At 63.7% G+C, this 11,924-nt stretch carries 11 protein-coding genes and 2 pseudogenes; 10 read left to right on the top strand and 3 right to left on the bottom strand.

Features of this window, described 5'->3' with window-relative positions; translation table 11 throughout:
* Nucleotides 1-4: 4 nt before the first annotated feature.
* From J7I85_RS11375 to J7I85_RS11400, 7 genes and pseudogenes are all read left to right on the top strand, one after another.
* Complete coding sequence (locus J7I85_RS11375) at nucleotides 5-811, top strand: SDR family NAD(P)-dependent oxidoreductase (protein WP_214851861.1); 807 nt, start codon at nucleotides 5-7, stop codon at nucleotides 809-811.
* Between the two features lie 30 nt (nucleotides 812-841).
* A complete protein-coding gene (locus J7I85_RS11380) occupies nucleotides 842-1,855 on the top strand; it encodes an ABC transporter permease (protein WP_214851862.1) in 1,014 nt (337 codons plus the stop codon).
* A 60-nt stretch (nucleotides 1,856-1,915) separates the two neighbouring features.
* Complete coding sequence (locus J7I85_RS11385) at nucleotides 1,916-2,869, top strand: substrate-binding domain-containing protein (RefSeq protein WP_214851863.1); 954 nt, start codon at nucleotides 1,916-1,918, stop codon at nucleotides 2,867-2,869.
* A gap of 70 nt (nucleotides 2,870-2,939) precedes the next feature.
* Entirely contained in the window at nucleotides 2,940-4,427 is a 1,488-nt protein-coding gene (locus J7I85_RS11390; protein ID WP_214851864.1) for a sugar ABC transporter ATP-binding protein, read from the top strand.
* A 121-nt stretch (nucleotides 4,428-4,548) separates the two neighbouring features.
* Nucleotides 4,549-4,599, top strand: a pseudogene (locus tag J7I85_RS25910) (hypothetical protein); the annotation flags it as partial.
* 287 nt (nucleotides 4,600-4,886) lie between these two features.
* Nucleotides 4,887-5,465 carry a sugar-binding transcriptional regulator gene (locus tag J7I85_RS25015; RefSeq protein ID WP_251024249.1) on the top strand — a complete coding sequence of 193 codons (579 nt, stop codon included), beginning with the start codon at nucleotides 4,887-4,889 and terminating at the stop codon, nucleotides 5,463-5,465.
* Between the two features lie 17 nt (nucleotides 5,466-5,482).
* Nucleotides 5,483-6,253 carry an SDR family oxidoreductase gene (locus tag J7I85_RS11400; RefSeq protein WP_251024250.1) on the top strand — a complete coding sequence of 257 codons (771 nt, stop codon included), beginning with the start codon at nucleotides 5,483-5,485 and terminating at the stop codon, nucleotides 6,251-6,253.
* Nucleotides 6,254-6,283: 30 nt separating this feature from the next.
* Here J7I85_RS11400 and ribB read toward each other — a convergent pair.
* A pseudogene (ribB, locus tag J7I85_RS11405) lies at nucleotides 6,284-6,883 on the bottom strand (3,4-dihydroxy-2-butanone-4-phosphate synthase); the annotation flags it as partial.
* A 294-nt stretch (nucleotides 6,884-7,177) separates the two neighbouring features.
* Between ribB and J7I85_RS11410 the strand changes: the two are divergent.
* Nucleotides 7,178-7,432, top strand: a complete 255-nt coding sequence (locus J7I85_RS11410; protein ID WP_214851868.1) for a hypothetical protein — start codon at nucleotides 7,178-7,180, stop codon at nucleotides 7,430-7,432.
* Nucleotides 7,433-7,533: 101 nt separating this feature from the next.
* Nucleotides 7,534-8,346: a triose-phosphate isomerase gene (gene tpiA / locus J7I85_RS11415; protein ID WP_214851869.1), complete on the top strand. Its 813-nt coding sequence runs from the start codon at nucleotides 7,534-7,536 to the stop codon at nucleotides 8,344-8,346.
* Nucleotides 8,347-8,709: 363 nt separating this feature from the next.
* On the opposite strand, the gene J7I85_RS11420 is transcribed toward tpiA, so the two are convergent.
* Nucleotides 8,710-9,507: an SDR family oxidoreductase gene (locus J7I85_RS11420; protein WP_214851870.1), complete on the bottom strand. Its 798-nt coding sequence runs from the start codon at nucleotides 9,505-9,507 to the stop codon at nucleotides 8,710-8,712.
* Nucleotides 9,508-9,579: 72 nt separating this feature from the next.
* Here J7I85_RS11420 and J7I85_RS11425 point away from each other — a divergent pair, with 72 nt between their 5' ends.
* On the top strand, nucleotides 9,580-10,170 hold the full coding sequence (locus J7I85_RS11425; protein WP_214851871.1) for a TetR family transcriptional regulator: 591 nt from the start codon (nucleotides 9,580-9,582) through the stop codon (nucleotides 10,168-10,170).
* Between the two features lie 348 nt (nucleotides 10,171-10,518).
* On the opposite strand, the gene J7I85_RS11430 is transcribed toward J7I85_RS11425, so the two are convergent.
* Complete coding sequence (locus J7I85_RS11430) at nucleotides 10,519-11,907, bottom strand: GntP family permease (RefSeq protein ID WP_214851872.1); 1,389 nt, start codon at nucleotides 11,905-11,907, stop codon at nucleotides 10,519-10,521.
* Between the last annotated feature and the right edge of the window lie 17 nt (nucleotides 11,908-11,924).

Genomic DNA, 11,924 nt, shown 5'->3' on the forward strand with positions numbered 1-11,924 from the left:
ACCAATGACCACGATCGCATCTGAAATTTTTCAGGGCCACTTCACCGGCCGCCGCGCTCTCGTTACCGGAGGTGCCAGCGGCATCGGCTACGGCATCGGACAGGCCTTCGCCGAAGCCGGGGCCTCGGTGCTCCTCGTCGACCGCAGCCCCCAGGTCAGCGAATCAGCGGCAAAGCTCAGGGCGGCCGGCCTCGACGTCGACTACGCCGTCGCGGACGTCACCGACGAGGCCGAGGTCAAGGCAGCCTTCGCCAAGACCGTCCAGCTGTGGGGCGGGCTGGACATCCTCGTCAACAACGCCGGGATCATCACGATCGCGAACCTTGAAGAGCTGAGCCTGGACGAGTTCAACAAAGTCCTCGCCGTCAACACCACAGCCGTCTTTCTGTGTTGCCGGGAGGCCGCCCCCTTGCTGAAAGCCAGCGAGCATGGGGTCATCCTCAATGCTTCCAGCGGGCAGGGCCGGCAAGGGTTTATCTTCACGCCCCATTACGCGGCCAGCAAGTTCGGTGTCATCGGCCTCACCCAGTCCCTGGCCAAGGAACTGGCCCCGTCAGGTGTCCGCGTCAACAGCTACTGCCCCGGCATCGTCAAAACCGAAATGTGGGAATACAACGACCGCGAATGGGGAAGCCGCCTCGGTGACTACAAGCCCGGCGAGCTGATCCAGGAATGGATCGACGGCATCCCGCTCAAGCGTCCCGCCGAAGCAACCGACGTGGCGAACCTGCTCCTTTTCCTCGCATCGGACGCGGGCAGCTACATCACAGGACAGGCCATCAACATTGATGGCGGAATGTTCATGAACTAGGGCCAACCTCTACTGCCAACGGAGTCAATCATGAGTCAACAACTAGCCCACCGGCCCGGTGGAGCCCCCCAAGAAACCGGCGCGAAGGCGCCACTGTTCTCGCAACTGAGCGCCCGCGTGTTTTCCGGCAGCGGCGGCGCCCTGCTGGGCCTGATCGCGCTGTTCATCATCCTGAGCTTCGCGTCGCCCTTCTTCCTGACCGCCAGGAACATCATCAACATCCTGGACCAGGTGACCGTGCTCGGCATCCTGTCCGTCGGGGCGACCGCCGTCATCATCACTGGCGGCATCGACCTGTCAGTAGGTTCCATCCTCGGACTCTCCACCATGGTTCTGGGCTGGCTCTCCCACCAGGGAGGCTGGCCGATGTGGACCGCTATGCTGGCAGCCATCGCCGTCGGCGCCGCCGCCGGGTCACTCAACGGTCTGGGCATCACCTACGCCAACCTGCCACCGTTCATCGCGACCCTGGCAATGATGTCCATCGGCAGGGGCCTGGCGAACCTGATCACCGACGGCCAGCAGATCGTGGGATACCCGGAGTGGTTCTTCAACTTCTCGTCCGAAAGGTACCTCGGTTTCTTCTCCGTCACGCTGCTGGTGGTCCTCGCCCTGTACCTGGTGGCCTGGGCCTGGCTGAAGTACCGAGCCTCCGGACGCTCCATCTACGCCATCGGCGGCGGCGCCGAAGTCGCCCGCCTGGCCGGGATCCACGTCAAGAAGGTCACCATCTGGGTTTACGTCGCAGCCGGCGCCCTGGCTGGCCTGGGCGGCATCGTCCTCGCCAGCCGTCTGGACTCGTCCCAGCCCAGCGCAGGCATCGGTTATGAACTCGACGTCATCGCCGCAGTCGTCATCGGCGGCGCGAGCCTGAACGGCGGCGTGGGGCGCATCGGCGGCACCGTCATCGGCGTCCTGATCATCGGTGTGCTGCGCAACGGCCTGAACCTGCTGGGCGTCTCACCGTTCATCCAGCAGATCGTCATCGGCCTCGTCATTGCCATAGCCGTGATGGCAGACGTCCTCCGCCGCAAGCGGGCCTGATCAGCCATACCCACTAACCGCTCAAGCAGTACCCACCCGAATTTATCAATGGAGATGAACATGTTCAGAAAAATTGCAGTAGCCGCGGTCGCCGTGGCGGCCACCTTTTCCCTGGCAGCCTGCGGCGGAAACGCCGGCACCGGCGGAGCCAGCGGGGAGAAGCAGAAGACCGTCGGCCTGGCGGTAGCAAACCAGCAGGCAGACTTCTTCAATCAGATCCGCCAGTCCGTCGAAGCGGCGGCCAAGGCACAAAACGTCAAGGTCGTCGTCGCCGACGCCAAGGGCGATTCCAACACCCAGGTTTCGCAGATCCAGGACTTCATCACTCAGCAGGTTGACGCGATTATCTACATCCCGGCCGGAGCCACAGCAGCAACCGTCCCGGTCCGCGCGGCCAAGTCAGCGAACATTCCCATCGTCGCTGTCGACCGCAACCCCGAAGGCGCACCAGGCGACACCTTCATTGCCACCGACAGTGTCGGGGCCGCCAAAACGCTGGGTGAATGGGTCGGAAAGCAGGTCGATGGCAAGGGACAGCTCGGCGTCATCCAGGGCCAGATCGGAACCACCCCGGAGGTCGCCCGCGACACCGGCTTCAAGGAAGCCATGAGCCAGTTCTCCGGCATCAAGGAAGTCGCCCGCCAGGCCTCGCAGCAGTGGGCCCAGGACGAGGGCTACCAGCTCGCCACGGACATGCTTCAGGCGAACCCGAGCATCAACATCTTCTTCGGCCGTGCAGACGCACTGGCCCTCGGAGCAGCACAGGCCGTCCGCAACGCCGGCGTCAAGGGCGTTACCATCGTCGGTTTCGATGGCGACAAGGCCGGCCTGGAAGCGGTGAAGAACGGCACCCTGGCCGCAACGATTACCCAGCCGACGCAGGGCATGGGCAAGCTCGCCCTTGAATCCGCAGTCAAGCTGGCAAACGGCGAAAAGGTTCCGGCCGAGCAGCTTCAGGAAGGCGTCCTCACCACCAAGGACAACGTCGACCCCTTCATCACCAAGCACCCCTGACCGTCACAGGGTGGCGCCTCCTCAGGGGCGCCGCCCGCCCGGCCGTTTCCCCTAGCCAATGGAGCTCTCAATGCCTACAGCGGACACCCGTGGACTCCGCGTCCGCGGCGCCACGAAAGAATATCCCGGCACCATCGCCGTCCAGGACATTGACCTGGACATCAACCCCGGGGAAGTCGTTGCCCTGCTTGGAGAAAACGGGGCCGGCAAATCCACCCTCTCCAGCATCATCGCCGGAGTCACCCAGCCGACCACCGGCACCATGACCTGGAATGGGGAACCGTACGCACCGACATCCCCCGGGGACGCCATCGCAGCCGGGATCGGGCTGATTCACCAGGAAATGCGGCTACTGCCCGACCTCACCGTTGCCGAGAACGTCATGGTCGGACGGTGGCCCCTGCGCAACGGATTCCTCGACGCACGATCCATGCGCGAGAAAGCCAAAAACCAGCTCAAACGTCTCGGCTTCAACGGCAGCATGGACGCCAAAGTTCGGGACCTCAGCGTCGCCGGGCAGCAACAGGTCGAGATCGCCAAGGCCCTCATGCTTGACGCATCGCTACTCATCCTCGATGAGCCCACCGCAGCACTGGGCCAGGCCGAAACCGACGCCCTGTTCGAGTGCGTCAGGGCGCTGAAGGCTGAGGGCGTGTCCTTCATCTACGTCAGCCACCGCCTGGCCGAAATTGCCCTGATCGCCGACCGCATCGTCGTGCTCAGGGACGGCAAAAAGATCACTGAACACGCCTCCGGCGAGGTCTCCCCCCACCAGCTGGTAGAAGAAATGGTCGGCCGGCCCGTCGAACGGCTCTTCCCCGAAGTGCCCCCGCCCTCCGACAACATCGTGCTGGAAGTCAAAGACCTGCACGACAAGGCCGGCGACTTCACCGACGTATCCTTCACCGTCCGTGCCGGAGAAATCTTCGGCATCGCAGGCATCGTGGGAGCCGGACGCACCGAACTCGTCCGCGCCATAGCCGGCGCCGAGCACCGGCTGGGCACAGTTGTCGTGGACGGGAAAGACCTGAAACCACACGACCCGATGGCTGCCATCAAAGCCGGCGTCGTGCTCATCCCCGAGGACCGCAAGCAGCAAGGCCTGGTCGTCAGCGACACCATCGAGAACAACATCGCCCTCCCCAACATGGGAAAGGTCAGCTCATCGGGCTGGATCGCACCGTCCAAAGTCCGAAGCTTCGCCTCCACTGTGGCCAAGGGCATCGGAATGAAGGGCAACGTGGCGCTGCCTGTGTCCTCCCTCTCTGGCGGCAACCAGCAAAAAGTCGTGATCGGCAAATGGCTGCAGCGCGACCCGCGCCTGATCATCCTCGACGAACCCACCCGGGGCATCGACGTCGGCGCGCGCGCCTCAATCTACGAAGTCGTAGCCGACCTGGCCCGCAATGGTAACGCTGTCATTGTGGTCAGCTCCGACCTCGAGGAAGTGCTGGGCCTCGCCCACCGTGTCATGGTCCTGGCCCGCGGACGAAACCAGGGAATCCTGGACGCCGCCGAAGCCACCCCAGCCAAAGTCATGTCACTGGCCACACTCTAGGAGAAAGGAATTACATGAAATAATTGGACCCTTGCCTGACGAGAAGCGAAGGAACGCCGTGGCACCGAGAACCAGGACTTTCAACCCCGAGCAACTGGGCCTGATGGTCAAAGCCGCGCGGATGTACCACGAGCAAAACCTGAGCCAGGCGGACATCGCGGAAAAGCTCAACGTCTCCCAGTCCCGGGTCTCCCGCTGGCTGACCGACGCTGTACGTGAAGGCATCGTCCGGACCATCGTCGTCGCACCCCCGGGAACCGAATCGGACCTGGAGGACGCCGTGGCCGCCAAGTACGGCCTGTCCGCCGTCGTCATCGCCGACCTGCAAACCGACGACGAAGCAGCCATCATCCGCGGTATCGGTGCCACGGCCGCCGGCTACCTTGAAGTCACCCTCACCGGAGGCAACAGGGTCGGCTGTCGTCCTGGTCCTCGACACTGCTGGCAACGGTGGACGCGATGTCCCCACGAAACGTCAAAACCGCGGAAAGCATCGTCCAGGTCATCGGCGGAGTCGGCAATCCCGAAGTTCAGGTGCGGGCCACGCACCTTGCCGACCGGCTGGCAACAGTCACCAAAGGAACCCCCCGCTACCTGCCCGCGCCCGGCATTGTTTCCAGCCGCGGCGGCCGGGACGCCCTGCTCGAGGACCCCTTTGTCGCTGAGGTCGCCGCCGACTGGGACCGGCTGGATACGCTTTTGGTCGGCATCGGAAGCATCGAACCGTCACCGCTCCTGCGGGAGTCAGGCAATTCACTCAACGAATCCAACCTCAACGCCCTCGCCGCGTCAGGTGCGGTAGGCGATATCTGCCTGCGGTTCTTCGACAAACACGGAACACTTATCGAGTCCGACCTCAATGACCGCGTCCTGGGCATCAGCCCGGAGCAGATGCTCCGGGTCGACAGGCGCATCGGTATCGCCGGCGGCGCCAGGAAGTACGCCGCGATACGGGCAGCCGCTGAGGGCAAATGGATCAACGTACTCATCACGGACAAAAAAACTGCGCTGAAGCTGGAGTCAGACAAAGCGCCCTAAAACTTGAAGGACAGCAATTGAACCCGAAACTCAGCTTCGCCCTGGACGGCCGGACAGCCCTCGTAACCGGAGGCGGATCCGGCATCGGGCAGGCCATCGCGTACGGTATCGCGCAGCAAAGCGGCGCCATCGGCATCGTTGACCTCCCCGGCGACGGACCCGACGAAACCGTCCAGCGCATTAAAAAATCCGGAGGGCGGGCCATCTTCGTCGCAGCCGACGTGACCAAGGCCGACGAACTCGAAGAGGCCGTGGCCAAGATCGAGGCCGACCTTGGCCCCCTCACCCTGGCGGTGAACTCCGCCGGCATAGCCAACGCCGCCCCCGCCGAAGACATGCCGCTGGCACAGTGGCAAAAGGTCTACGACATCGACGTCACCGGGGTCTTCCTCAGCTGCCAGGCCGAAGGCCGCGCCATGCTCCGGAACGGCGGCGGGTCCATCGTGAACATCGCCTCGATGTCCGGAAGCATCGTCAATCGCGGCCTGCTGCAGGCACACTACAACAGCGCCAAAGCCGCCGTCATTCACATGAGCAAGTCCCTGGCCATGGAATGGGCCGAGCGCGGCATCCGCGTCAACGCCCTCAGCCCCGGATACACCATGACCAAGATGAACTCCCGCCCCGAAATGGTCCACCAGATGCAACTCTTCGCCGACGAAACGCCGATGAAGCGAATCGCCGACCCGTCCGAAATGGCCGGACCGGCGGTGTTCCTCCTCTCGGACGCAGCATCCTTCTGTACCGGCATCGACCTCCTCGTCGACGGCGGCTTTTGCGCCCAATAAACCTCTTGCCGGTGCCGCCCTGGGTCAGCTCTCCAGGGCGGCAACCAGCTGGGCGATGCTGATCACGGGCAGTCCCTTTTCGTGCCCCAGTTCCAGCAGGCCCGGAAGCCTCATCATTTCACCGTCATCGGCGACGACTTCGGCGATGACACCAACTGGGGCGAGACCGGCAAGCTTCAGCAGGTCCACGGCAGCCTCGGTGTGGCCTGGACGTTGCCGCACTCCCCCATCAACTGCACGCAGGGGGAGCACATGGCCGGGACGGATCAGGTCTGCCGGACCGGAGGAAGGATCGGCAAGAACCCGGAGTGTCCGGGCCCTGTCGGTCGCGCTGATACCGGTCGTTGACTGGCCCGCAGCGTCCACAGTGATCGTGTAGGCGGTGCGGAGGGAGTCCTTGTTGTCCTCGGTCATCAGCGGCAGCTCCAAAGCATCTGCCAGTCCATTGGTCATCGGGGCGCACACGAAACCGCTGGAAACCCGGATAATCCAGGCCAGCCACTCCGGCGTGGCATGCTCGGCGGCCATGATGATGTCGCCCTCGTTCTCGCGGTCCTCATCATCCACAGCGATGATCGGCTTTCCAGCTTTAAGGGCAGCGACTGCCTCCTCGATGTGAGCAAGTGCCATGGATTTTCCTGTCTGATTGTTCCAAAACCTAGAGTTCATACTAATGCAGCAGTGAATTGAGATTCTCTGCGGGGCGCCGGCTAACTCCTGAGGCGGCCGATTCATCCTCCCAGAACATGCAGACCGAGCCTCATCCTTCCAAACCCTGCTTCTAAATGAGAGCACAATCTTCATGCCACCCGTAAACACACGAGCAGCCAGTAAAAAAGGCCCTACACAGCGACGGACTGTGAGCGAGTCCGCTGGCCCCGCTGCTTCCACTGCGGCACCCGAAACTCTCCGGGAGACGCGGAAATGAAGCGGGCAATGCGCCAGGCGGGCAATGACGACACCTCGCACCCTGAACCACAGGACTGGACCTCGTTGCAGCCAGGCAATCTCGTCGAAGTTACGGAACACGGCGGGTACTCCTACGTGGCGCGTATCGAGACCAAGACAGAACAGTCGAACATCATCTGGATCAGGAGCTATGGCATGGGGACGCGGCATCTCCTGCACAACCTGGACGGAACACGGCTCCAGCCCACAAAACCCTTACCGCAGTCCTAGGGCAAGCCCTTACATATTCCAGAAGCACCTTGTTGGCGCCCCATCCCGGGCCCCAGCAATAGGTCGAACTCTTAGAACACCCAGCAAATACGGAGGAATACATGAGCACGTCCCCCAACACCATCCTTGACCGGACACCCCTCATCGCTGGCAACTGGAAAATGAATATGGACCACGTCCAGGGCACGGGCCTGCTGCAACAACTGGCAGTGTGCCTCACCGACGCAGAACACGACTACGGGAGCGTGGAAGTTGCCCTCTTTCCACCCTTCACCACCCTGAGCGTAGTGCGATCTCTCATCCAGGATGACGGTCTGAACCTCGTCTGCGGTGGCCAGGACCTGTCCCAATTCGACGGGGGTGCCTACACCGGCGACATCAGCGGCCAACTCCTGGCCCGGCTCGGATGCAAGTACGCGCTCGTCGGACACAGCGAACGCCGCACCATCCACGGCGAAACCGACGAAACCGTCAACGCCAAGGCAAAGGCCGCCTACCGCCACTCACTCACACCCGTGCTGTGCGTCGGAGAGGGTTTGGACATCCGACAGGCCGGCAGGCACGTCCAGCACACCCTCACCCAACTCCGCTCCGGCATTGAAGGCCTCAACAGCGATCAGGCCGCCACTCTCGTTGTTGCCTATGAGCCTGTGTGGGCCATCGGCACCGGGGAAGTCGCCGGGCCCGAAGACGCACAGGAAATGTGCCACGCTATCCGCGCCGAACTGACCCGTCTGTTCGACACGGACGTCTCCGCCCAGGTCCGGCTCCTCTACGGCGGCTCCGTCAAAGCCAGCAACGCCGCAGCAATCATGCACCAAACCGACGTCGACGGCGTGCTGGTCGGCGGCGCAAGCCTTGACGCCACAGAATTCGCCAACATTGCAGGCTACGAACGCCAAGCAACCCCCTGACGCCGGCTCCGAGCCCTTGGGGTAGTTGAGCGGCGGGCTTGCCGAAGGGCGTGCAGCAAGGTCGGCGGCTTTCCACTGGCCCTGCGTGTAGATGCCCTGGAGTGGATGAGGGTGCGGAAAACCTCGATGCCGGGCATGATCGTGCCGTTCGCGGTCCCGTTGCCCGAGGTCGTGCGGTCAAGCACTCTGCGTCGGTCGTCGGCTCGCTGGGCGGCGTGGATGGGATGAAGCGCTCCTTGTCGGAGAGCCCCGTCCCGCCGTCGCGCCCGGCTCCTGCATGCTGATGACCATGATGATGCTCCCTGCTGGTTTGCTGGGTGGATGCGCAGTCACCCGGGCAGGTGGTCGGTGGGTCGGAGTCCGTCAGCGCTTGCTGCGGCGGATGGTGGCGCCCATGAAGTGCACGATCGCGCGGCGCGGGAGGAATCGCGCGGCGATCGCGAGCGGGCGTCCGTTGGTGATGACCGAAGGGCGGTGCGAGGGCTTATCGACGGTGTCGAGGGCGGTCTTCACGACGTCTTCGGGGCGGGCGCGGCGGGTGCCGTAGTCTGCGGCTTGGCTGCCGGCGGCGTCGAAGAACTCCGTCTTCATCGCGCCAGGTGAGATTGCGAGAACCCGCAGGCCCGTTCCGCGGGCCTCTTCCCAGAGCGACTCGGTGAAGCTCAGCACGAACGCCTTCGAAGCGCCGTAGACGCTGAGGTAGGGGGTGGGCATGAAGCCGAGCAGGCTCGCGACATTGATCAGAATGCCCTTCTTCTGCTTCGCGAAGAGGTCGAAGTAGGCATGGCTCAGGTCGACCAGGGCGCCGATGTTCAGCGTGATGAGCTGCTGCAGCCGCTCGGGATCCTCCTCGCCGAACGGGTTGTGTGTGCCGAAGCCGGCATTGTTGACGAGGCCAGTGGCGAAGATGCCCCGCGACTCGAGCTCCTTTCGGAGTGCGCGTCCTGCATCTGGCCGATCGAGTTCGCGGGCGATGGTGGTGACGCTCACCCCGTCGCGGCGTGTCAGCTCCCCGGCGAGAGCATTCAGCCGGTCTTCGCGGCGGGCCACGAGAACGAGGTTTGCGCCTCGGGCGGCAAGTTGGCGGGCAAACTCCGCGCCCAGGCCGGAGCTGGCTCCGGTGACGATGACGGTTTGTGTGCTGTAGTCGATTTTGCTCATACGAACACTCTACGCACCGTCATGCACTTAGTGCAAGATGCTTCCTGCACTGCATTGTTGTACTGTTAGTGCATGGCACCGAACCCTTCCCCCATTCGCCTGCAGACACGGGCCGTCGTGCGTTCGCTTCTGGCACAGACGGCGATGCAGCTCTTCGCAGAGAAGGGCTTCGATGAGACCACCGTCGACGAGGTCGCAGCAGCGGCCGGAGTCTCGCGCCGTACCCTCTTCAACTACTTCCGTACGAAAGAAGACCTGGCTCTGAGCGGTTTGTCCGAGCAGGGAGAGGTCATTGCGATCCGGCTCGCCGACCGTCCGGGCGACGAAGACGTCTGGGTTTCGCTGCGGTATGCGTTCGAGGTGCTCGACGAGATTGAGGCCAGCCCGGAGAACCGTCTCGAGATCGTCTCGATGCTGTTCGACAACGACTCGCTGCGGGCCGGCCACGCCGAGAAGCAGGCGAGGTGGACCGACCTGCTCGCCCCCTTGATCGAACCGCGCCTACCCGCCTCCGAATCGCGTGGTTTCGAGGCTAAAGCCATCGTCGGCGCGGCGATCACCTGCCTGCAGGCCGCCACCGAGGAGTGGCTGCGAGTGCGAGGCTCGACACCGCTGTTCGACCTCTACGACACGGCGGTGGCAGCCATCCAGAAATCGAACTGAGGATGGCCACCGGCCGCCCAAACGATTCACGAATTCGTCCTGCGGCACCGCCCTGTGCCTACAGCCTTAAGGCCGCACGCGAGACCAGCCTCGAAGCCGTCAACGAGGGTCCCGTGCAGGTGCGCCCTGCCTGGAGCCGACAACAAGTCATGGCCGCACATTAACTGGCCGCCACCCCCTTCGGCAAAGAGGGCGCTACAACGCCCTTACTGTGATCTGCTCAATGAGGGTGTGGCGACCTTCCTCCGACGGGCGGACAAGATCGACCTCCACACCACAGCCTGAAGGAAGTTGAGGCCCAAGGGGACCAGGGCTGGAGACCCGTCGTCCGCTCCGCGGTTCTGGGACCTACACGAACAGGTACAGCAGCGCCGCCATCGCAAAACCCACGATGGACAGCACGGTTTCGAGTACCGTCCAGGTCTTCAGGGTGTCCTTGACGGACATGTTGAAGTACTTGGAGATGATCCAGAAACCGCCGTCATTGACGTGGCTGGCGATGATGGACCCGGAGGAAATCGCCACCACAATCAGGGCGAGCTGCGGCTGCGAGTAGCCGGATGCCAGGCTCGGTGCCAGGATGCCGCCGGTGGTCACGATCGCCACCGTGGCCGAGCCCTGCGCGATGCGCATGCCGGCGCTGATCACAAAAGCGGACAGGATGATCGGCAGGCCGGCCTGGGACAGCGAATCGGCCACGGCCTTGCCGACACCGGTGGCAGACAGAACAGCGCCGAAGAACGCGCCGGCGCCAACAACCAAGAGGATCATGCCCACCGGACGCAGCGAGGAACCGGTGATTTCGCTGAGCTCAGCGGAGGTCATGCCGCGGCGGATGCCCAGCAGCCACATGGCCATCAGCACGGCGACGGTCAAGGCAATCGCTGGGTTGCCGAAGAACTGGAGTACGTCACGCAGTGGACCTGCCGGAGCAAAGATGTTGCCGAACGTACCGCCCAGGATAAGGAGCATCGGCAGGCCGATCGCCAGCAGCACCAGGCCGATGGACGGCTCGTGGCCCTTGGCTTCCTCGGCCTCCGGCACGATCCGGTCTTCGGGAACGTTGACCATGACGCGCTTGCCGATCCAGGTGCCCCACAGGATGCCGGAGGCGAACCAGGCCGGAATTCCGCAAACCAGGCCCATCAGGATGATCCAGCCGAGGTCGACGTGGAACAATCCGGCCGCGGCAACGGGGCCGGGGTGCGGCGGAAGGAACGCGTGCGTCACGGAGAGGCCGGCCAGCAGGGGCAGTGCATACAGGGCCAGGGACTTGCCACCGCGAATGGCAGCCACATAGACCAGCGGCGCCAGGACGAAGATGCCGATGTCGAAGAAGACCGGGATGCCCAGCACGAAGCCGGTTATGCCCATGGCGAGCGGGGTGCCCTTCTCGCCGAAGATCTTCACGAGCCTTCCGAGCAGCACTTCCGCGCCGCCGGACCGTTCAAGGATGGCTCCGAGCACCGTGCCCAGGCCGATGATCACCGTGATGTGCCCGAGGATGCCGGCGAAGCCCTTTTCAATCAGGGCGTCGCTGCTCTTGGTGGCCGAGCCGACCAGGGCCTCCACGGAGATCCCACCCACCAGGGCCACGATCACGCCGGTTCCCACCAGGGCGATGAACGGCTCGAGCTTGACCTTGATGATCAGGAACAGCAGGAGCGCGATGCCGGCGCCTGCCAGGAGGAGCAGGCCGGCGGTGTCGTGCCGGAGCCAGTCAAGGAATTCATTCATGGACGTTATCTTTCTCG

Origin of the sequence: Arthrobacter sp. ISL-65 (assembly GCF_018613795.1) — a bacterium.
Classification (GTDB): Bacteria; Actinomycetota; Actinomycetes; order Actinomycetales; family Micrococcaceae; genus Arthrobacter.